The organism is Trichococcus shcherbakoviae (assembly GCF_963666195.1).
Lineage (GTDB): Bacteria > Bacillota > Bacilli > Lactobacillales > Aerococcaceae > Trichococcus > Trichococcus shcherbakoviae.
Map to the genome: position 1 here is coordinate 1,076,144 of NZ_OY762653.1, position 22,276 is coordinate 1,098,419.

Genomic DNA, 22,276 nt, shown 5'->3' on the forward strand with positions numbered 1-22,276 from the left:
TTTGACTTACTTTTCATTCTATCACTCGTTTTGACAATTGCCACCCCTAATCAGATTTTAATCCAAAAAAAATGGAGAACCCGTTTCGGATCCTCCATTATTCTCACGTACATTCAGAGACTTATCTTCAGCTTTTTCTCTTCAGCATTTTGAGGTAACTTTGATAATTTTTGTTGCCGCCGGAAAGGTTGTAGACTTCCTGGAAACCTAAATTGATCAAGACATTCTGAGCGGCATTTCCGGTCACGCCTTTGTTGCAGTAGGTAACTGTCGGGATATCTTTGGAAAGCTCACCGGCGCGTGCACGCAGTTCCCCTAACGGGATGTGGATTGCATTTTGGACGTGACCCTTCTCGAAGTCCTTGGCGGAACGCGTATCGACCACCTGGATAGATTCGCCTTTACGTTGTGTTTCGACCACCTGGGCCGGCGTCATCAGAGGGTTTCCATGCAAGGCGTTATCCAATGCCATGCCTGTATAATGGATAGGATCTTTTGTCGTTGCGAACGGCGGAGCATAAGCCAGATCGAGATGGAACAGATCTACAGCTTTTGCCTTGAAGGTGATGGCCGTGGCAAGGACATCGATCCGTTTGTCCACACCTTGCGTTCCTAAGATTTGCGCACCCAAAACGCGTCCGGAAGCTTTATCAGCCAATGCCTTGATGATCAGTTCCTTGCCGCCAAGGTATTCGGCGTGGTCCGGCTTGATGTTGTAAAGGACTTCCACGGAATAACCGGCTGCCTTCGCCTCTCTTTCGGTCATGCCTGTCTGGCCGACATGCAGATTGAATACGCGGAAAATGCCGGTACCCAGCACCCCGCGGTGTTCCAGATTCCCACCTGTAATCACGTCTCCGGCGATACGTCCCATCTTGTTGGCCGTAGAGCCCAATGGACGGTAAATCGGTTTGCCTGTGATGACCGAGAAACTTTCGGCGACGTCTCCGACCGCATAAACATCCGGGATGTTCGTCTGCATTTTACTGTTGACGGCAACTGCACCCGTCGCTCCGATCGTGACGCCGATTTCCTTCGGCAGTTGGATATTCGGACGCACGCCGGCAGCCAGGATGACGATATCCGTTTCGATGGTGGCGCCTTTTGTAGTCACCACTTTTTTGACGGTCCCCTTACCTTCGATGGTCTTGACCGTATCACCGAGGTGCAAATGCACCCCATTGGCCATCAGCACTTCTTCCACACGAAAAGCCATATCCGCATCCATCGGCGGCATCACTTGATTTTCCAGTTGAACGATGGAGACATCCCAACCTTTATACACGAGTTGTTCGGCCATTTCCAGACCGATGAACCCGGCACCGATGATCAGCGCTTTTTTTGGTTGGTTCGCTTCCGAATAACTTTCAATGTCACGAAGGTCCTGGATGTTACGGACGTGGAAGACATTATCATATTCAGCCTGATCGAAAGGCGGAGGCGTCAGCGGAGCCGCACCTGTCGCGAAAACCAATACATCATAAGCGTCCTCTTTGATTTCGCCGGTCTTAAGATCTTTAACTTGAATCTTTTTGGCGTCATGATCCACTTTCGTCACTTTATGTTCCGTAAAAATGGAGACATCATATCTCTTTTTGAACCATTTCGCATCCCGCGGCGTCAGGCGATCCACTGAATCGACTTCCCCACCGATTTTGTAGGGTATACCGCAGACAGAATAGGAAATGTCCTTCCCTTGGTCATAGACGACTATTTCCGCTTCCTCAGTGTTTCTGCGCGCTTTGGCCGCAACGGAGGTACCCGCCGCTACCGAACCGATTACGATGATTTTCATAATAAATTCTCCTTTTCAGTTAAAGTGGCTTATTTTACCGTTTTTACAGGATTCACTACACTTTTTTCTTTTCCAGGAAACCAATGTCTTGTCGAATTGGCAATTTTCACCAAAATCAGCATCACCGGCACTTCAGTCAAGACACCCACAACCGTCGCCAATGCTGCTGGAGAATCCATTCCGAACAACGCGATGGCAACCGCCACCGATAATTCAAAAAAGTTCGATGCGCCGATCATCCCGGCTGGTGCGGCGATTGCGTGTGGAAGCTTCAAGGCCTTGCTTGCAAAATAGGCAATGAAGAAAATCAGGAATGTCTGCAGGATCAAAGGCACTGCGATCATCAAAATGTGCAACGGGTTCTCCAGAATGACCTCTCCTTGGAAAGAGAACAGCAAGACCAGCATCAACAACAGCCCAGCTGTAGTTGCGCCATCAAATTTCGAAAGAAAATCCTTCTCGAAATAAGTGACTCCTTTTTTCTTTGTGACGAAGATCCGCGTCAGGACTCCTCCGACCAAGGGAATAACAACGAACAAGACAACGGACAGGATCAAGGTGTCCCAAGGCACCGTTACATTGCTGACGCCCAATAAAAATTTGACGATCGGAATGAAGGCTACCAGGATAATCAGATCATTGGTCGCAACCTGAACGACAGTGTATGCCGGATTGCCCTTTGTCAATTGGCTCCAGACAAATACCATAGCCGTACACGGCGCAGCTCCCAGCAGAATCGACCCTGCCAAATATTCCGTCGCCAACTCGGGCGTAATGAAATTCTTAAAGACGATAAAGAAGAAGAAAGCGGAAATCGCGTACATGGTAAAAGGTTTGATCAGCCAGTTCACTGCCCAGGTGACATAAAGTCCTTTCGGATTATTCCCGACGTCCCGGACGCTTTGGAAATCTACCTTCATCATCATCGGGTAGATCATGACCCATATCAGCACGGCCGTTGGGATTGAGACGTTCGCATATTCGAATTTCCCGAAGAATTCAGGTATGACCGGCAGATATTTTCCGACCAGAACCCCCGCCACCATACAGATTGCTACCCAGACACTCAAATATTTATTGAAGAACGAGATGCTTGTTTGCTCTTTTCCACTCATTATATTATACCTCCATTTATAGTTTTGCGCTCTTTATAGCACTGTTATTGCGTCATTTGATTTTTTCTTTTTCTTCCGTTGTGCACACAGCTTTTGACCGCACCGGTTCACAGATGCAGGCCGGTGTATTGGCTATCAGTTCCGCGGTATCCATCTTGAATTTTTCGAAAGCGTCTTTATTCAGATCGTAATAATGCCACGTGCCGGATTTTTCCGTCGTCACCAGCCCCGCCTTCACCAACAGATTGATGTGATGGGATAAAGTTGGCTGGGTAAAATCGAAATGTTCCAGTATGTCGCAGGCACACATGGCCCCGCAGGAAAGCATATCGACAATTTTTACGCGCTTCGGGTCGGCCAAAGCCTTTGCGATTTTTGCATAATTTTCATAATCCATGATTGCTGATGCTCCTTTTTATATAGAAGTTTTTCTATCTATCGCTGAAAAAGAAACTCGAGCCGGGGTATCCCGAGACACGAGTATTCTTTATTTTTGCTAGCAACAGCCGCCCTGTCCACAACCGCATGAGCCCTTACTTGCTGTTGCAGCTTCCTCATGCTTATGGTGATGATGGTGTCCATGACCACCGCAGCCACAGCCGCCTTTTCCGCCATTGCCGCCGCAGCAGCCAGATTCTTCTTTTTCTTCTTTTTCTTCTTTTTTTTCTTTTTCTACTTTTTCTTCTTTTTCTACTTCTTCTGCTTCGGCAAATTCCTCCGAACCGCCACAACCACAGCCTCCGCAACCACAAGAGCCTTCTGTCTCTTCAATGAAGCGGACGCCGATATAGCTTGTGATTTCATCGTTGGTCGGGTAGCTGCCGCTTTTAACGATTGCTCCATCCACAACAGTGATTGGCAAGACGCTATTGCCTTCCGCCTCGATTTTTTCGTTAACGGCCTTGTTTAGCGTGAATTGATCCGCATCATCGGTCAAATTAAAAAGCAATGCCTCGTAATTCTCCAAGCCTTCCAAAGCCTCCATTACTGCTGCAATGCGCAGGGCATCCTGGCTGCTGAACAAGCTACTGCTTGTTTCCGGTTCAAAAATAGTAATGTTTGTCATGATTCATTTCCCCTTAGCTTGTTTGTATTTTGAATAGCTTTTGATAGCTTAAAATTTTTTTGTTACCTTTACAATATAGAACTTCTTCAATCTACAGTCAAACACAAAATAGAATTTGTGCAAAGAAAGTGCCGGACAGAGAATAATTCCCCACCCGGCACTTCCGAAAATTTTTATTTTTTCAACAATTCTGTGATTTCTTCCGTACTGGCGACTTTACCGTAGGAGACTACTTTCTCGTCGATGACCAATCCCGGTGTGCGCATGATGCCGTATTTCGCGATGTCCTTCATGTCGGTCACTTTTGTGATGGTCGCTTCCATCCCCAGTTCCTTCAAAGCCTCTTCCGTGTTCTTAGCCAAATTCACGCAATTTTTGCAGCCTATACCCAAAATTTTGATTTCCATGATGATATTCCTCCTGCTTATTATTTTTGATTTGATTACATAAAGATTGGTCCCAGGAAATTGAACACATAGCCGATGATGATGATACCGACTGCCACGATTCCGAAGAAGAGGCCCAACAATTTTGGTTTGACGACCTGCTTCAGCATGACCATCGACGGCAAGGACAATGCCGTTACACCCATCATGAAGGAAAGCACGGTTCCCAATCCGACCCCTTTTGCGACAAGTGCTTCGGAAATGGGCAGCGTCCCGAAAATATCTGCATACATCGGAACCCCGACGAATGTTGCCACCAATACCGAATACCATTTATCTTGGCCCAACAGAGCCGTTATAACGGACTCCGGAATCCAGTTGTGGATGGCGGCTCCGATGCCGACCCCAAGGAGCACATACAGCCATACTTTCTGGACGACTTCCTTCACTTGATCGACTGCATAATTGACACGATCCCTCCTTGTCAACTCTGCTTCCTCAAGTTCAATTGTCGGGCTACCGAACACAAAGGATTCGACCTGGTCCTCCATGTGCGCTTTCCCGATGAAGGTTCCGCCGACAACCGCAAGTATCAATCCCACAACGACATACGCGATGGCGATTTTCCAGTTGAAGATGCTGGCCAAGAGGATAATCGATGCCAAATCAACAAGCGGTGAAGAGATCAGGAACGAAAACGTCACGCCCAACGGCAGTCCCGATCCGGTGAAGCCGATGAAAAGTGGAATCGAAGAACAGGAACAGAATGGTGTAATCGTCCCCAGCAACGCCGCCAGGATATTGGCGGTGATCCCATCAAAGCGTCCCAAGATTTTCTTCGTCCGCTCAGGCGGGAAAAAGCTTTGCACGTATGAAATGGAGAAAATCAGCACCGACAACAGAATGAAGATTTTGATGACGTCGTAGATGAAGAAGTGGATGCTGGCGCCTACCCTGCTGGCGAGGTCCAATCCGAAGACATCCCGGACAAGCACAGCGACCAAATCGCTGAGCCACTGCATTTTTAATAACTGATCATTTAACCATTGAAAAATTCCCATGATGAACTGCACCTTCTATTTTGTATTTTTTCACATAACACATTGACATTTATCTATGTGTCAGTATACGCCCACACATAGATAAATGTCAATGTGTTGTTCTTGGGTAGTGAAAGGCTTCAAAAAAGCTGCGATAATGCAGGAGCAGAACCCCAGTTTCGCAGCTTGTTCATCCAAAGATAGGTGTTTTCTCTGTTCTTCACTTTTGCAGCAGTTCTGCAATGTGTTTGGGTGTCAAGATCCGCCCATATGAGACGACCTTTTCATTGATGACCAGGCCCGGAGTCTGCATGATGCCGTATTTTGCGATTTCTATCGGATCTTCCACTTTGATGATGGTTGCTTCCATGCCGATTTTCTTCAGTGCTTCATGTGCATTGGCCTGCAGTTTCTCGCAGTTGCGGCACCCTGGTCCCAGTATTTTGATTTCCATTTCCATCCCCTGCTTTCTCGTGCTATACAGTGGTGCTTTGCTTTGCCATTGTCTGGAAAAAGTCCTTCAATTCATCCAATTTTTCATGATTCACGGAATATTTGACCCAAATGCCGTCTTTTCTGCTGGCCACCAAGCCGCAGTCCTTCATCATCTTCATGTGATACGACAAGGTCGGTTGGGTGATCGAAAACTGATCCAACAACGCACAGGCACACATTTCGCCTTCCGACAATAAATCCATGATTTCCAATCTAGTTTCGTCCGACAACACTTTCAGACATTTCGCGTATGTTTTGTATTCAATCGTCATACTCAGTTCCTCTTTTCCTGATATCTTTTGAGGCACCTAGCCCGTTCTGTCACCCTTGAAGCCTTCTCATAGACATCTATCTATATGAAGTATATACCCTCGCTGTTCCAAATGCAATTTCCTTCCTGAAAGGAAACAGATGCCAAGCCACCGAATCTAATAAATGAAAAAATAATTAAAAATAGTTTGACTCATTCTTATCCGCTTGTTATTATGTATATAAATTTCAAAATAAATCCACATTGAAAAGATAAGTACGGATGGACGAAATGCACAGAGAACCTCGGTAGTTGAGAAGAGGACAGGGATGCTATCCAGAAAATGGTCTTCGAGTGAGTGGACGGCGAACGCTCTTTTTAGAACCTTAGCCCTCCACGGGAATGCCCGTTACAGCATCACAGTATCCCGGAACAGCGATTTGTTGCGGCGTACTGGTTAAGGGGAAAATCGAGAGGTTTTTCTGAACCAAGGTGGTAACACGATGAATCTTTCATACGTCCTTGCGCAGCACAATGCGCAAGGACGTATTTTTTTACAAAAAAACAAACGAGAGAAGGAAATTATCATGACAACCCAAACAACTTTAAGCAGAACGAAAGCGCCCTTCCGCGCAGACCACGTAGGAAGCTTCCTGCGTCCCGAAAGCATCAAAAAAGCCCGCAAAGAGCTGGCTGAAGGCACAATCACGAAAGAAGCCCTGCGCGAAATCGAAAATGTCGAGATCACACGCATCATCGAAAAACAGATTGAGCTTGGCTATAAAGGCATAACGGACGGAGAATTCAGACGCTCTTATTGGCATTTCGATTTTCTTGAGAACCTCCTTGGCTTTGAAGGTTACCTCGCGGCGCAAGGCAAACAATTCCACAACGTTGTGACAAGCGCCCACAGCGTACGCAACATCGGCAAGATCGCCTTTAATCCGGAACACCCATTCTTCGCGGACTATGCTTTCTTGGCTGAAGCAGTCGGCGACAAAGCCGTTGCGAAAGTATCAATTCCGAGCCCGAATCAGTTGATCCGCCTCGGTTTCCGCAACGAAGAAGTTTATCCTACATTGGAGGAGTATGCTGCCGATCTGCAGCAAGCATACCGCGACACGATCCTGCACTTCTACTCGTTGGGTAACCGTTACATCCAGATTGATGACACTTTCTGGGGCGACCTTTGCTCGGAAAAAGCGCTGGAAATTTTCGGTTCTCAGGAAACTTATGATGAATTGAAACGCGTCGCTACTGAAAACGTCAAAAATATCCAGATCGGTCTGCCTGAAGATCTGGTCGTCACGACGCATATCTGCCGCGGTAATTTCCGTTCGTCCTATTCGCAGGAAGGCGCTTATGAGCCTGTTGCGAAAGAACTGTTCGGCGAAACCGGCTTTGACGGCTTCTTCCTGGAATATGACACCGACCGCGCCGGCGGGTTCGAACCTTTGCGCTACTACAAAGGAGACGGCCAAATCATCTTGGGCCTGATCACTTCAAAAACGCCGGAATTGGAAAATATCGACGAAGTCAAAGCGCGGATCGCCGAAGCTGCTAAATTCGTGCCTTTGGTGCAATTATGCCTGAGCCCGCAATGCGGTTTCGCTTCAACCGAAGAAGGAAACAATCTGACGGAAGAACAACAATGGGCTAAATTGGCATTGGTCAAACAAATCGCTGACGAAATCTGGGGCGACTGATAGCTTGTTGCACATTTGGTTTCGAGCACTCAAAAATCCCGACAGCAAAAAACGCAGCGCTACTCAGAAATTGAGTTGCGCTGCGTTTTTTGGCATGACAGCGAGCTTCCATTGACAGTACCCGCGTGTTCGTTGTTGATTTTCATGTGAATTTTTTCATTTATTACTTTCCAAAATATTAATAAGCTGTCATACTATATTCAGAGTATCACTGTATACTCTGAAGTTACTGAGAGAATTTACTCTTTTTCTTTAGACCTCCGAACCGGAACGGTGAAGCTGCAACTTCACCGTCCACTTTCTAAAGGATACCGTCCATCCAAGGACAGCAAAAAACGCCACCCAAAAAGTGGCGTTTTTTTGATAGCGTTGTATACAATATTTTAACTCAAAAGTGCATCACCATAGGTGTTTCACAAGTTTGCAAAGTGTTTCATGCATCCAAAAAGTTGTCCAGCTTCACGGGTTAGCCCTTCGGAAATTAGACAAATCGTACCTATTGCGCTCTACGATGCTCAGTCGGCACGATTTCCTAAATTTCTTTCAGGGCTGAACGAACCCGTTCCGCTTTTCTTATTCTATTTTCCCTTAACGTGATTCCTTCAGATAGATGGCGATCAGCTCATCGCGGACCGCTATCCATTCCGGCCTGCGGTCTTCGAGATGGACCCGGTTCGAAAGCAGCAAAAATCCTTTTTTCCGGTTCGGATCCAGTATCATGAATGTGCCGGTGTAACCGGTGTGCCACAACACAAAGTCTTCTCCATCCTGAAACAGGTTCCATCCCAAGGAGCGCGGTTGGCCGTGGACATTTCCCCAATCCCGCAGCAAGGCTTGAACACTTTCTTTCCGCAAAATCTGCTGGCCTTCCCATTCCCCGAAATGCAGCAGCATCTGGGAGAACCGGATCAGATCATTCATCGGCGCAAACAAGCCAGCGCTTCCGCAATGACCGCCCAGGATCAAGGCTTTCGGATCGTGCACGCTACCGCGGATCACCCCTCTGGTCGGATGGTTTTGCGTCGGAACGCAGCGCATCGGATCAATTGGCTGATAGCTGCTCTCCGTCATGGCTAGCGGCTGCTTGATGCGTTCCTCAAAGTTTTCCTCAACCGATTTCCCTGTCAGCTTCTCGATGATGAAGCCTGCCAGGATCAAACCGGTGTCGGTATAGACCACTTCCCCCCCGAGGTTTTCTCCAGGCTCAAGGGAAATCAAGGCGGCAGAAAGGTCCTCGGCCGAAAGCGCATCGCGGTTTTTGATGTAGCCTTTCAGGTCTGACGTGTGCGTCAGCAGATGGCGGATCGTCACCGAGCCAGACTGGAATGCCGGCAGATACGCTCGCACCGGATCTTCAAAGTTGATTTCCCCTTCTTCATACAGTTGGAGCAGCAGTGTTGTCGTGACGATCACCTTCGTCAAAGACGCAACGTCATAGAGCATGCCCTCCCGCAAGACTTCCCGCTCGGGCAGAATCGCCGCCGATCCAATCAGCCGGGTTTCCATTTTTTCCTTATCGATAAAGGTATACGTCGCCCCTGGGAAAACAGCATCTTTCAGCATCTCAGCGATCTTCTTTTGGGTTCTTGGATACATCAGCAAGCCCCTCCTTTCCATAATTGTAGTTGTCTATCATTATAACGCATCCACAGCCTGATGCGCGGCAGCTTTCGAACGCTTTTTACAATTTCGAGGAAGAATGGTGCGAGATTTGCGAAGCACTTTTCAATTTAAGAAAGAAACAGCTTAATCACCGTTTCATGTGTTAGAATATTGTATACTAGTGAACTTATTGGGGGAATGCATTTTTATGGGGTATTTTAAGGAGCGTCTGTATCAACAATACGTGTTATTGTTCATCTTCTATTTTATGGCCATGTCAGCTTTATCATCATTGATCACCGTCTACATGCGTGACCTGGGGAAAAGCGGGTCGGAAATTTCATTCATCCTTATCCTTTCTAACATAATCGCACTCATCATCCAAGGACTTATCGGGTATTCAAACGAAAAATGGGGAACCCGCAAAACGGTCACCATCTATGTGTTGATTTCAGCTGTCATCAGCAGTGGGCTTTTTTTCTTCACAGGCAACTGGCTCTTCGGACTCGTTTATGGTTTGGCGAACGCCATCACCTTGGGGCTCGCGCCTCTGTTCGATGTGCTTGCGACCAACAGCCCTTACAGATTCGGCCAAATTCGCCTTTGGGGAACAATCGGCTATGCGGCTGGACAACAGATTTCAGGGATCATCTACGATTTTGTATCGCCGAAATCGATTTTTGTGCTCTATCTCGCCTGTTATTTTGCAAGCATCGTGTTCCTTTATCTCTTACCTAAACCGGAGCAAACGGCTGCCTCTCCAGAGCATGCAGCCGAGAAGCAGGAGGAACCTTCTGGAGGCAATACACTCAAGAACATCTTCCAGAACAAACTGTTCATCACTTATCTGCTTTTGGCGTTCATCATTTTCGGCACGAACACGGTCAACACCAGTTATCTGCCGTTGCTTTTGACCGATACGGGCGCTCCAGTCGCACTTGTCAGCACGACCCTGACAGTGGCCCTGTTTGCGGAAGTCATCGCGATGGCTTTGTCGCACCGCTTCATGGACCATTTCACGAACAAGCAGCTGCTTCTGGCCATTCTATTCTTGTCGGGGACAGAGTATCTGATCAATTTCCTTTCGAGCGACTTTCTGGTGCTTTCCATTGCGACCGTCCTGACCAAGTTTTTCGCTTCCGGCACCTTTATCATGCTGAACCTCAAGATGGTCTCCACCTTGTTGAACCGGAAACTGATTGCTACGGGAACGGCAGTCGTCGCCATGCTTTCCAGGAACATCGGCACCATCTTCTTCCAGATGATGGCCGGCCCCATCATCGATCAGATCGGGCTGAATTACCTTTATCTGCTCCTTTTCGTCTTTACGGTCATCGCTGCAGTGATCGCCTTGCTGTTCAAAGTACCTGCTCAGCCGAAAGAACGACTCTTTTCTTGATGATATCTTAATCGCAAAAACGGCCCGGGAATCCAAGTTCCCAGGCCGTTTTTTTACTGTGTCAAGATTAATCAGTTCCTGACTCGTTTGATGATCAGCTTCGTCGCTTCCATCAACGCGACAGCGGTCAAGGCAAGTCCTGCCGCCATCCCGAAATGCACCAAACCGAATTCAGCCGGTATCGAGAAGATGCCGCGCACCGCCGGCAACAAAGTCGCTGCGTAGAGTGTGCTGCAGAACGCTACGGCATAGAGGACATATTTGTTCGCAAAGAAGCCTGCTCCGATGGCCGTCTGGGAATTCGAACGGGCCGGGAATGTCTGCAAAGTGCGCGCGATGATCAAGGTAGAGAAAGCCATGGCTATGCTCATCTCAGCCGAGTAGCCCCGTCCGATGTATTGAGAAAGGATTACGGCTGCCCCGATCAGCACCCCTCGGTAGATGACAGAAACGAGCGTATCTCCGGAGAAAATGCCCTCGTTTGGATCCCTTGGTTTGCGGTCCATCACGTCAGGCTCGCCCTTCTCCATCCCCAAAGCAATTGCCGGAATGGAATCATTGACCAAGTTGATGAACAGCAGTTGCAGGGCTGTGAACGGATTCACCCAGTCCATCAGGAGCGCTGCGACGATTGCAATGATTGCCCCCAGATTACCCGAGAAGAGATAAGCGATGGCTTTCTTGATATTGTCATAGACGTTCCGTCCTACTCCGACCGCGCTGACGATGGAAACGAAATTGTCGTCGGTCAACACCATCGCTGCCGCCTCTTTCGCTACATCAGTTCCGCTACCCATGGCGATGCCGATATCCGCCTGCTTCAAAGCCGGCGCATCATTCACCCCATCACCCGTCATTGCGGTGACATGGCCTTTGTTCTGCCATGCGCGGACAATCCGGATCTTGTTCTCGGGGGATACCCGGGCATAGACGGATACCCGCTCCAGGATGCCATCCAATTCCCGATCGCTGAGGTTGTCTAGTTCCTGGCCAGTCAAAGCGAGGTCCTCCTCATCCGCAATGCCGATGTCGCGGGCAATTGCGCGCGCCGTTGTTTTGTGGTCGCCGGTGATCATCACGGTCTTGATGCCGGCCTTCTTTGCTTCCTCAACCGCGGCGTATACCGCTTCGCGTGGCGGATCGATCATCGCCATAAGTCCGACCAGGATCAGATCGTGCTCCACGTTGAAATCGAGCGCCTCTTTTTCCTCCAGCGGCCCGTAGGCGAAAGCCAACACGCGCAGGGCGCGGCTTGAGAAATATTCGTTCTGTTCCTTGATTTCCCCCAGCAGCTCCTTCGTCAACGGCAACACCTCACCGTTGATCAATATTTTGGTGCTGCGCCCAAACACGACATCGGGCCCGCCCTTAGTCAGGAGCAAGCGTTCGCCGTCGATCGTATGAACCGTTGACATCAGCTTCCGTTCCGAATCGAATGGCAGTTCAGCTTCGCGGGGATAGGCTGCCCGCAGCTCGCCAAACGGTTGGTTCATTTTGTTGCTGAAGGCGACCATGGCAATTTCCGTGGGATCCCCCAATTCCTGCCCTTCCATGTTGATGCTGGCATCGTTGGCCAAGACAGCGATCTGCATCAATCTCTGTTCATCAAATGACCACGTCCGCGGCTGATTGTTGAAGGTGCCTGATTGCCCATTCGCCAAATAGTGATCAACGATCGTCATCTTATTCTGCGTCAAAGTTCCGGTCTTGTCGGTGGCGATGATGCTGGTCGATCCCAATGTTTCCACTGCAGGCAACTTGCGGATGATCGCGTTTTGCTTGGCCATCTTTTTCGTCCCTATCGAAAGGACGATTGTCACAATCGACTGCAGGGCTTCCGGGATGGCGGCTACAGCCACGGCTACAGCGAACATGAATGCGCTCAACATGCCAGCTCCCATATCAGTTGTGCCTTCCCCCAACATGCGTATGAACTGGATACCGAAAATGAGGCCGGAAAGCACCAGAATGCCTACGCCCAATTTTTTGCTGAAATGCTCCAGATTCCTTTGCAGCGGCGTTTGCTTTGCCAGCGCATTTTCCAACAGGTTTGCCACTTTACCGATTTCCGTATCATTGGCAATACCCGTTACGAGGAACTCGCCGCGGCCATACACCGTCAGCGTCCCACTGTGCACCATATTGGAGCGATCCCCTATCGGGACGGCGCCGTTGATATCCTTCACCTCTTTGTCCGCAGGAATGGACTCCCCGGTCAGCATCCCTTCATCCACCTTCAGCGAACCAGCTTCAACCAAGCGGCCATCCGCAGGGACATAATCGCCGGCATTCAAGCTGACGATATCGCCGACAACCAATTCTCTTGCCGGAATGGTCAGCCGAGCGCCAGCCCTTTTTACCTTAGCCATCGGAGCGGACAGGCTCTTCAAGGCATCCAGCGAACCTTCAGCTTTGCGCGTCTGGATGATGCTGACGACCGCATTGATCATCAGCACAGCAAAGATAATCAAGGATTCCGCTGCATGCCCCATGGCCATCTGAATTGCGGCGACAGCCAGCAACACTAGTACCATCGCATCCTTGAACGTCTCAACAAACAACTTCAGAACCGAATCACGTTCCTTCGTCGCTAATTCGTTGAATCCACGTTCTGCCTGTCTGGTTTCGACGAACTGCTCATCGAGCCCTTCCCTAGTGCTGCCAGTTTCCGCAAAAATCGTCTCCAAGCTTTTCTGGTATGCCTCCAAGAAAGTTCCCCCCGGCTTGTTCTTGTGCGGATGACCCGCATTCCGTTTTGCTTCCAGCGTTTTTGTGCCTATTCTTTCGTTTTCCATTCGTTATCCCCCTGTTTTAGTCATCTGTTCTCATCTATTTTCATGGTTCACCGTTGTATCGTTTTCCCTATCCTTGCATCACGTTTCTGCCGCTTTCACCCCATTTTTTCCCGCAATTGAGAAATAAAAAAGAGACTTACGCGCTACCGTTTCTCTCAAGAAACGGTAGGCGTAAGTCTCACTATTTAAGGCAATGCCAGAAGGTCCTCTCGGATCTACTTATTGTTGGCATTGCCGCAGCTCGGCTGCTAGTTACTCCCCTACGGAAAACTTCTATTTAATTCTTTTTTACTATAAACGACAGGTCAGCAGAAAGCAAATTTGAAGTCTTCGCTTTTTTATTTCTTTTTGCGGATCATATCGAAACGTTCAACGACGAAAGGAACTTTCATCTTCACGGTCATCATGGCGTTAGGCGCACGGTCGATCGCTTCATCGTGTTCGTTCCAGATAGCTTCCACAGTCAGTATGTTGTGGCGCAATCCCGGCCCGTAGAATTCGATTTCGTCTCCGACACCGAAATTGTTCCGTTGCTGGATCGTAGCCATCTGCGTTTCCGGATCGTAGGCCATCACTTGGCCGACGAAACCATAGCGCGGAATTTTGCGGCGTTGGCCGAAGAGTTGTTCATCCTCGGTCGGATCCTTGTAGAAGAAACCGGTAGCCAATTCGCGCTGCGCGACTTTCCACAACTCATCCACCCATTCCTGCTTCAGTTCATAATGATCGGGATCGGCGCAATAAGCATCCACGGCTTTGCGATAGACATTGACTACAGTCGACACGTAGTGGATCGATTTCATGCGCCCTTCGATTTTCAGGCTGTCGACGCCGCTCTCGATCAGGTCGGGCAGGTGCTCCAGCATCGACAAGTCGACTGCACTCATGGAGAATTTCTCTTCGATGCCTTCTTCGCCGGCACCTACAGGGTTCTGTTGTCCCAACAACGGCATATCGAACAAGCCATATTTCCAACGGCAAGACTGCGCGCAGCCTCCGCGGTTGGCATCACGGTTCGACATGTGGTTGGACAGGACACAACGGCCCGAATAGGAGATGCACATCGCCCCGTGGACGAAGGCTTCAATTTCGACATCGGTCTTCTCATTCATTTCCTGGATTTCTGCCATTGATACTTCACGGGCCAAAACAACGCGTTCCAACCCTTCGCTCGCCCAAAAATTGAGCGTCTGGTAGTTTGTCGCGGAAGCCTGGGTCGACAAATGGATCGGCAAGCCGGGTGCATCGGTCACGGCAATTTCCATCAACGCGGGATCCGAAATCAGGACCGCATCGATACCGATATCACGGATAGTGCGGAAGAATTCACCTGCGCCTTCCTCGTTGCCTTCATGGGTGACCATATTCGCGGCGACATAGATCTTCGAACCGTGGCTATGCGCAAAAGCGACTGCTTCCGCCATTTCCTCATAGTCGAAGTTGCCTGCGCGGCTGCGCAAGCCGTACGCTTCTCCGCCGATATAGACGGCATCAGCTCCGTAGTGGATGGCTGTCTTCAATTTTTCCAATGTTCCGCCCGGGGCCAAGACCTCGGGCTTCTTTGTTATTGTTCGCATGTGTGTATACACTCTCTTTCTTTCAGTATCAAAGTATCAGACGACTTCGTTCGGATCCTTGGAATAGAACCCGGAATCCAGCTCACGGTTGGCGGGATGCAAAGCGTGCAATTCGGCATCCAAACGTTCAGCCAATTCCTCCGTCCATTTTCCTTCCGCAAGGGCTTCACGCGCCTCCACGAACAGTTTCGCGATTGCGACAAAATTCTCGCCTAGGGTGAACAATCCATCCAGCATCCATTGCGATACGCCAATAGCAGTCAGTTCGCCCAGATGAGGCATCAGATCAAGGTCATTGTTGGCGAAGATGTGCGTTCCGTTGCGGTCCTGATAGATGGAATAATGGGAATCCACTTTTTTAGGCTCGGAAATGAACAACCCGCGCTCTTTGTTCACAGCTTCCTCTTTCTCGATGAAATTGAAATAATTTTCAAGCAGGTTGCGTTTCGATTGATGGATGCAAGTGGCACCGTACACCAACACTTCGACCGGCACCAAAGCGCCCGGAATCAACTTCTTCATTTCCTCGAAAGGCACTTCACGGGCCAGCACGGAACCGACCGCTCCCCTTTTCGCCCAGAAATTTATCTGTCCGCTTGAAGTCACCATGACTTGTGCGTCATAACGGTAAGGGATGAACAAATCCTGTTCCCGCATGACCTGCACTACGCCAGGGTCGCCCAACGTGATGCTGTCGACTTCCGCTTCACGTAGGAAAGCCAGATATTCGGCCACTTGATTGATCCGATCGTTATGGAAGATCGCGTTCACCGCGGCACTGACTTGCGCGCCTTTCGCGTGCGCATAGGCAATGACCTCACGCTGTTCCTCTCTGGTGAAGGAATACGGCAAACGAAGGCCGTACTCATCCTCTCCTATATATAGTATATCTACACCGCAATCCACCAATTCCTTGGCTTGCGCTACTGACTCGGCTGTTGCAATCAGCTCGATCATCATACATTCCTCCCTTATTCGAGTTCCTTGATAAGATTATCACATTACTTATAAAAAGTGAATGACTGTTTTCCCTAAGTTTTCAGAAAATTGTTGTGCAGAATAGTCACGGCTTGTTAAGGCAATCATTAGATTCCGCCTTGGATAAAGCTATATCAGGCTCCCCGTATTCTTTCACGCACCAAGAATGGTATAATATCAATTGTGAAAATGGAATGACATCCACCAACCATCAGGAGGAATATTCAATGAAAAAACTTGTCAACAGCCAACAGATGAAAAAAATCGACGCCTTTACGATCGATGAGATCGGCATCCCAGCCATGGTGCTGATGGAAAATGCAGCGAATCAGGTCGTCACAGCCATGGAAGAACGCATCTCAAGAGAGGACATCATCCTCGTGATCTGCGGTTCAGGCAACAACGGCGGCGACGGAATGGCGGCAGCCCGCATTTTGTTGAACCACGGCTTCCAAGTGGATGTATTCCTGATCGGCGAACGCAAAAAATTGTCCGCTGAGTCCAAAAAACAACTAGACATCATCGAAAACTTGGAAATGGTCATCTGGGATGACGTCAGCGAAATCAATTTCAAAGGCTACACTGTCTTGGTCGATGCTATTTTCGGCATCGGATTGGATAGGCCCGCAGAAGGGAAATACGCGGAGACGATCCAACTCATGAACGAGTTCCACGGATACGTCTTTGCCGTCGACATCCCATCCGGCATCTCGGCCGACAATGGACAAGTGCTGGGCACCGCTGTCCGGGCGGATGTGACCATCACTTTCGGGATCGAAAAAATCGGCCAGCTGCTTTACCCCGGTTCTTTGCACACCGGAAAACTGATTGTCAGTGATATCGGTTTCCCGCCGAGCGCCATGGATGTCATTTCTTCGAATGTGCTGTTTTATGAAGAGAGCGATCTTTTTTCGCTTCCGAGACGCGCGGCCTATTCGAACAAAGGTACTTACGGCCGGGTCGTGATCATCGCCGGATCCGCAAACATGTGCGGGGCTGCCTTCCTTTCGGCAAAAGCTGCCTATCGTACGGGCGCCGGGCTGGTCCAGATTGTCACTCCGGATGAAAACCGCGCCATCCTTCAGATGCAACTGCCTGAAGCCATCCTGACAACTTACCAGCCGGACGGGTTGGATAAGGAGAGTGAGCGCCTGAAAATCATCACGGCGGTTTCCTGCGCCGATGCGATTGTTGTCGGGCCAGGAATCGGGAAGTCCGATGCCGCCCGCACAGTGGTCGATCTGGTTCTCAAAAACAGCCAGATACCTCTGATCCTCGATGCGGATGCCTTGAATATCCTTTCCGATCGTTTCAACGAAGCGGCGTTGGCGGGTAACGATTCCCGTGCCCGCATCAGCGCAGTAGCGCAGACCGTTCCGGAGGGAAGCATCCTTACCCCTCATTTGAAGGAACTGGCGCGTCTTTTGGATAAGGATCTGGCGGATATAAAAGCGGATCTTCTGGGGACTGCAGATTTTTGCACGGCTGATTCGGATCTGACTTTTGTCATGAAGGATGCCCGGACTGTCGTAGCCCACCAGGATGAACGTTTCATCAACGCTACCGGCAACAACGGCATGGCGACTGGCGGTTCAGGCGATGTCCTCACCGGCATCATCGCCGGCTTGTTGGCTCAAGGCTCGACCCCTTCCGAGGCGGCCAAACTGGGCGTCTACATCCACGGTTTGGCGGGCGATATCACCGCCCAGGAAAAATCCGAATACAGCTTGATGGCTTCTGATCTTATCGAAGCTTTGCCAGCGGTATTGCGCTGATTATTTAATGCGAAATAAACGAAACGCCCAAGGATCCCGGCAGTCTGCTGCCGGGATCCTTGGGCGTTGTTGTTTGGAGCAATGTGTGGGTGCTTCCAGGTGCGGCGGCCTGAGAAGATCATTCCCCCCAAGCTGCTCAGCTCCGGCGGGCAATCTGTTGGCCGGAGGAGACTTATTTCCAGAATGCCGAACTCCGGCGAAGCCGCGTGGACCGGAGGTGACATTTTGGTGGGATTCTCTTCTCCGGCGTAAGTTCTCCTCACCGGAGGAGAACCCGATTCTTGGCTTCCTCTATTATTCCGGTTTCGCCTTGGAACTGTCCTTATCTCCGGAAATGCGGAACACTTTTTCGCTGCGCTCGTACGGCACGTCAGGAACGCCTTTGCGGGCATTGGCGACCCGGGCCACGACAAACAGATAGTCAGAAAGCCGGTTGATGAACTTCAGGACGAACGGATTCACTTCTTCCGGCTCTTGCTCCATGAAGGTGACGATCCGGCGTTCCGCGTCGCGGGTCGTCGTCCGCAAAATGTGGAACCAGCTTGCCAGTTCCGTTCCGCCCGGTATGATGAAGTACTGGGTCTCCTCTGGTTCTTCGCTGTAGCCATCGATTTTCTTCTCCAACCAGTCGATGTGATCTTGGGTGAGCTTGTACTCCCGGTGCCCTTTAGGGATCGACAGATCTGAGGAACAATCGAACAGGAACTGTTGGATGAGCGCCATGTCCTCCTGGATGTCCTCGCCACAATCATTTTTCGTGCGGACAAGGCCGAACCATGAATTCAGACTATCGAGCGCGCCGAAAGCTTCGATCCTCTCGGCATTTTTCGGAAGAGCTTTCCCACCTCCGATGCGTGTGTTGCCTTTATCGCCGGTCCGTGTATAGATGCTGTATTTCATTTGTTGCCGTCCTCCTCTGGTGTTGCTTTTTGTTCTGTCATTTTAACACATTTCATTCCGGGACCCCTCAAACGAGCAATCGTACGACAGAATTTCCCGGAAATAGGACCTTTGCAGTATGGCTTTCAAAGGGAACTCTGGTAAACTAAAAATAGAAACCCGCTATGCCGCTATACGGGCCAAATCCGGCTACGGCGTAAGAAAGGACAGCATATGCAAAAGAAAGAAACGAAAATAACAATACCCGAAGATACGCGCCTCATCTCCTTTTTGGGCGGCAAGACAATCATCTATATCCTGTCCACCCTGATTCTGATCGGCGTGCTCATCTTTACGATGGATACCATTTCATTCATTTTCAAACCGTTGCAGGTCATTTTTTCGACCATCGTGGCACCCGTGATTTTAGCAATCGTCTTCTATTATATATTCAATCCGATGGTGTCCTTCCTTGAAAGAAGGAAAATCAACCGGGGAATGGCGACCTCTATCGTCTTTGTACTCTTCATTTTGATGCTGGTCTATGGGCTTGTCCTTTTGGTTCCTATTCTGTCCAGCCAACTCACCAATTTGGTCAATGAATTTCCTACCTACATTGAACAGATGAATGCCTATTTTGACAATCTGCTCGCGAACAGTACCTTCAAGGACTACTATGAGCAAGCGCAAACTTGGTTGGACAGCACAGTGGGCAGTATCCCTGAGATGATTCTGGCCTGGATCGGCAACTCGAGCGAAAAAATCATGAACATCTTTTCCACCATTTCCAGCGTAGTGGTCGTAACAGTCACTTTCCCGGTCATCCTTTTCTTCATGCTGAAGGACCAAGGAAAGTTCCAACCTTTTGTCATGAAGAACATCCCGCCTGTTTTCCGCGCTGATATCGAAAAGATATCCAGACAGATGTCGCTTCAGGTCGGTTCCTATGTTCAAGGCCAGCTGCTCGTTGCCTTGAGTCTGGGTGCCTTGCTGATAGTCGGTTATTTGATCATCGGTTTGGAATATGCATTCGTTCTCGCCTTGATTGCTACCTTTACGGCGGTCATCCCTTTCATCGGAGCGACCATCGGGGTCATCCCGGCCTTGTTCGTCGCTGCCTTCACGTCTCCGGCCATGCTCCTGAAAATGGCCGTCGTCTGGGCTTTGGCGCAATTCATCCAAGGCAACATCATCGAACCTAGCATCATGGGCCGAAATTTGAAGATGCATCCGCTGACGATCATCATCGTTTTGCTGATCATGGGAAATCTGCTTGGCTTTATCGGAATGATCTTAGGTGTGCCGCTCTTCGCGATGCTGAAGATCCTGCTCGAACATGTACTCGAAAAATTCAAGCTGCGTTACAATCGTTATTTTGGCGAAGTGGCCGGTCCATTCGAGCTGGACGAGGAAGAGCCTGTCTTGGTGAACGGCTCCACCCCCGTCAAGGATTTCGCGACTGTGGATGTTGCCCGGGATACTCCCGAGAACGTTAACGATACTGAAGAAGAATAACAGAAAAAGGTTCGTGGCCCTTGCGGGGTCACGAACCTTTTTGCTATAAGAAATAGTTCCATACCAGATACACAAGATAGAACAGTATCAAAATGCGCCCTTCTTTTCTGCTGATGACATCGCGTTTGTTGTTATAGGAAAAGTATCCCAAAACTGACAGCAGAATAGCCAAAGCCGGAAAATGGATCTGATAGAAATCCGGACTGACGATAATTCCTCCCGGTGTCAATCCTAATGCCACACCAAGAACGAACAAAGTATTCAACAAGTTGGAACCCATGATGTTCCCCATCGCCAAAGCGCCGTAGCCTTTTTTTACGGAAACAATGGTTGTGCTTATTTCCGGCAGTCCGGTTCCGAAGGCCACAACTGTGGAAGCGATGACCGAATCAGGGATGCCAATCCGGGCAGCACCGATTTCCACTGTACTTACCAATACAGAGGCACTCGTAATCACAAAGCCTGCACTGATGAGCAACTTAATCAATTTGACCAGAATCGGGAGACCTTTTTCCTTGTCTTCTTCAATGACAGCCTCTTGATCGGGCAGCTTCCCTTCCCGCACCGTCCAATAGAAGTAAACGGGGGTCAAAATCAGAAAAAAAATGCCAATCCACTGCGGTATCTTCCCTTGGCCATCCGCATGAAAAATCGGCAGTGAGGAGAGGATCAACAAAAGCGAAAGCCCCGACAAAACGGTGTGTTTATGCGCCGTTTTCCGATTGACGGGTATGCTTCCGTAGAGCGCTCCGATTCCCAGAATGAAGCTGGTGTTCACGAATGTCGAACCGATGACATTCCCCAAAGCCAGAATGCCGTTACCCTTCAAGGACGAGGAGATAGATACCGCCAGTTCCGGCAACGATGTTCCCAAAGAAACAATCGTCGCGCCGATCACAAGCTGGGACATCCCCCACTCCAAAGACAACGAAACGGCTTCATCGACCAGGATATCTGTCGCCTTGGACAGCACCCAAATACAGAGGACAAGCACTGCAACCAACAAATATCCGTTCATCTGTTCCAATAGCAGTGCCATTGTCCCACTCCTTTACATGCGTATTTTATCATTCCATCTAGTAAGTCACTTGCTGATAGTCCGCTGGTATTTCAAAAGCATCCTCCGACACGTTATCGGACAATTCGAGGATTTCCATGACCGATTCAAATGATTCATCGATCGTCTTGATTTTCTTCAGGTCGGCGCCATCAAAATAGTAGAAGATTTGTGTACCGCTCTCCGTGCGATATTCCTCGTACACCAAGCCGTCTTCCTCACCGCTGCCGATGTATTCGATGTCATCCACTTCGACCGGCTCGCTTGATTCCGATATTTCCGGGAGGGTCTCATCCCCTTCGGCCGTTGTCTGGGGCATTACGATCACCGTTTTGCTGGCATGGTCGATCATATAGATATTGCCGTCCATCATCACCATTACGGTGTCGGTCTCTGCGGACTTAGAATGCATTGCGGTCCGGTCTCCTGAAACGGTCATCATTGTCTCGGATTCCATCACTTCGCCTTCATATGTTGTTGTGGAGCGGAAAGCCATATAGTAATTGCCGCTGCCCATGATATCGATGTAGCTTTTCGATAGTTTGCCCAGACGATCACCGACTTCAGTGGATTCTGCCGACGTTGTTTCCGTTTCGCTGCTCGCGGTACTGGCTGCCGAACCGCTCTGTGCTGTTGCTTGAGATGAATTTTCTTCTTCAGACGTTTCCTGCGTTTGGCTGCAACTTGCCAGAAAAAGACTGACCAGCAAAACTGTCCAATATTTTTTTCTATCCTTAAGCATCCTAAACAACCCCTTCGAATAATGTTGATCCTGTTGTTGTATTTCCGATTGGCGCGGCGGTGTTACTGTCATCCTTATTATAGCTCATATCCAGCACGTTTTAA

19 protein-coding genes are annotated in these 22,276 nt (G+C 49.4%); 4 read left to right on the forward strand and 15 right to left on the reverse strand.

The genetic code is table 11. The features are described from left to right. Nucleotides 1-127 precede the first annotated feature (127 nt). From ACKPBX_RS04965 to ACKPBX_RS05000, 8 genes are all read right to left on the reverse strand, one after another. Complete coding sequence (locus tag ACKPBX_RS04965) at nt 128-1,795, reverse strand: FAD-dependent oxidoreductase (RefSeq protein ID WP_319996156.1); 1,668 nt, start codon at nt 1,793-1,795, stop codon at nt 128-130. A gap of 29 nt (nt 1,796-1,824) precedes the next feature. Further along, nucleotides 1,825-2,910 (reverse strand): ACR3 family arsenite efflux transporter, encoded by a 1,086-nt coding sequence (gene arsB / locus ACKPBX_RS04970; protein WP_119092325.1) that lies wholly within the window; start codon nt 2,908-2,910, stop codon nt 1,825-1,827. 52 nt (nt 2,911-2,962) lie between these two features. After that, nucleotides 2,963-3,307 (reverse strand): ArsR/SmtB family transcription factor, encoded by a 345-nt coding sequence (locus ACKPBX_RS04975; protein WP_086626805.1) that lies wholly within the window; start codon nt 3,305-3,307, stop codon nt 2,963-2,965. A 99-nt stretch (nt 3,308-3,406) separates the two neighbouring features. Continuing rightward, entirely contained in the window at nt 3,407-3,976 is a 570-nt protein-coding gene (locus ACKPBX_RS04980; RefSeq protein WP_319996157.1) for an arsenic metallochaperone ArsD family protein, read from the reverse strand. A gap of 173 nt (nt 3,977-4,149) precedes the next feature. Then, nucleotides 4,150-4,383 (reverse strand): thioredoxin family protein, encoded by a 234-nt coding sequence (locus tag ACKPBX_RS04985; protein ID WP_068559151.1) that lies wholly within the window; start codon nt 4,381-4,383, stop codon nt 4,150-4,152. 35 nt (nt 4,384-4,418) lie between these two features. Beyond that, the gene (locus ACKPBX_RS04990; protein ID WP_086626803.1) at nt 4,419-5,423 is read right to left on the reverse strand and encodes a permease; all 1,005 of its coding nucleotides are present in this window, start codon (nt 5,421-5,423) and stop codon (nt 4,419-4,421) included. A 199-nt stretch (nt 5,424-5,622) separates the two neighbouring features. Then, nucleotides 5,623-5,856, reverse strand: a complete 234-nt coding sequence (locus ACKPBX_RS04995) for a thioredoxin family protein (protein WP_086627509.1) — start codon at nt 5,854-5,856, stop codon at nt 5,623-5,625. A 22-nt stretch (nt 5,857-5,878) separates the two neighbouring features. Further along, a complete protein-coding gene (locus ACKPBX_RS05000) occupies nt 5,879-6,169 on the reverse strand; it encodes an ArsR/SmtB family transcription factor (RefSeq protein WP_086626802.1) in 291 nt (96 codons plus the stop codon). A 565-nt stretch (nt 6,170-6,734) separates the two neighbouring features. Between ACKPBX_RS05000 and ACKPBX_RS05005 the strand changes: the two genes are divergently transcribed. Next, entirely contained in the window at nt 6,735-7,853 is a 1,119-nt protein-coding gene (locus ACKPBX_RS05005) for a 5-methyltetrahydropteroyltriglutamate--homocysteine S-methyltransferase (protein ID WP_319996158.1), read from the forward strand. Between the two features lie 588 nt (nt 7,854-8,441). On the opposite strand, the gene ACKPBX_RS05010 is transcribed toward ACKPBX_RS05005, so the two are convergent. Further along, a complete protein-coding gene (locus ACKPBX_RS05010) occupies nt 8,442-9,449 on the reverse strand; it encodes a serine hydrolase domain-containing protein (protein WP_319996159.1) in 1,008 nt (335 codons plus the stop codon). Between the two features lie 214 nt (nt 9,450-9,663). Here ACKPBX_RS05010 and ACKPBX_RS05015 point away from each other — a divergent pair, with 214 nt between their 5' ends. Further along, on the forward strand, nt 9,664-10,854 hold the full coding sequence (locus tag ACKPBX_RS05015) for an MFS transporter (protein WP_086626799.1): 1,191 nt from the start codon (nt 9,664-9,666) through the stop codon (nt 10,852-10,854). 71 nt (nt 10,855-10,925) lie between these two features. Here ACKPBX_RS05015 and ACKPBX_RS05020 read toward each other — a convergent pair whose 3' ends face one another. The 3 genes from ACKPBX_RS05020 to ACKPBX_RS05030 all read right to left on the reverse strand — a co-directional run bounded on the left by ACKPBX_RS05020 (nt 10,926) and on the right by ACKPBX_RS05030 (nt 16,183). Continuing rightward, nucleotides 10,926-13,562 (reverse strand): cation-translocating P-type ATPase, encoded by a 2,637-nt coding sequence (locus ACKPBX_RS05020; RefSeq protein WP_319996407.1) that lies wholly within the window; start codon nt 13,560-13,562, stop codon nt 10,926-10,928. 425 nt (nt 13,563-13,987) lie between these two features. Next, nucleotides 13,988-15,226 (reverse strand): peptidase U32 family protein, encoded by a 1,239-nt coding sequence (locus ACKPBX_RS05025; protein ID WP_086626797.1) that lies wholly within the window; start codon nt 15,224-15,226, stop codon nt 13,988-13,990. A 36-nt stretch (nt 15,227-15,262) separates the two neighbouring features. After that, nucleotides 15,263-16,183, reverse strand: a complete 921-nt coding sequence (locus ACKPBX_RS05030) for a peptidase U32 family protein (protein WP_319996408.1) — start codon at nt 16,181-16,183, stop codon at nt 15,263-15,265. A gap of 248 nt (nt 16,184-16,431) precedes the next feature. Here ACKPBX_RS05030 and ACKPBX_RS05035 point away from each other — a divergent pair, with 248 nt between their 5' ends. Continuing rightward, entirely contained in the window at nt 16,432-17,979 is a 1,548-nt protein-coding gene (locus ACKPBX_RS05035; RefSeq protein ID WP_319996160.1) for an NAD(P)H-hydrate dehydratase, read from the forward strand. Nucleotides 17,980-18,273: 294 nt separating this feature from the next. Here the strand turns inward: ACKPBX_RS05035 and ACKPBX_RS05040 are convergent, their stop codons facing one another. Beyond that, nucleotides 18,274-18,879, reverse strand: coding sequence for a cob(I)yrinic acid a,c-diamide adenosyltransferase (locus tag ACKPBX_RS05040; protein WP_319996161.1), 606 nt, complete (start codon nt 18,877-18,879; stop codon nt 18,274-18,276). A 213-nt stretch (nt 18,880-19,092) separates the two neighbouring features. Here ACKPBX_RS05040 and ACKPBX_RS05045 point away from each other — a divergent pair, with 213 nt between their 5' ends. Next, entirely contained in the window at nt 19,093-20,373 is a 1,281-nt protein-coding gene (locus ACKPBX_RS05045) for an AI-2E family transporter (protein ID WP_319996162.1), read from the forward strand. A 43-nt stretch (nt 20,374-20,416) separates the two neighbouring features. Here the strand turns inward: ACKPBX_RS05045 and ACKPBX_RS05050 are convergent, their stop codons facing one another. Continuing rightward, the gene (locus ACKPBX_RS05050; RefSeq protein ID WP_319996163.1) at nt 20,417-21,412 is read right to left on the reverse strand and encodes a sodium:calcium antiporter; all 996 of its coding nucleotides are present in this window, start codon (nt 21,410-21,412) and stop codon (nt 20,417-20,419) included. Nucleotides 21,413-21,449: 37 nt separating this feature from the next. After that, entirely contained in the window at nt 21,450-22,172 is a 723-nt protein-coding gene (locus ACKPBX_RS05055) for a hypothetical protein (protein WP_319996164.1), read from the reverse strand. Nucleotides 22,173-22,276 lie beyond the last annotated feature (104 nt).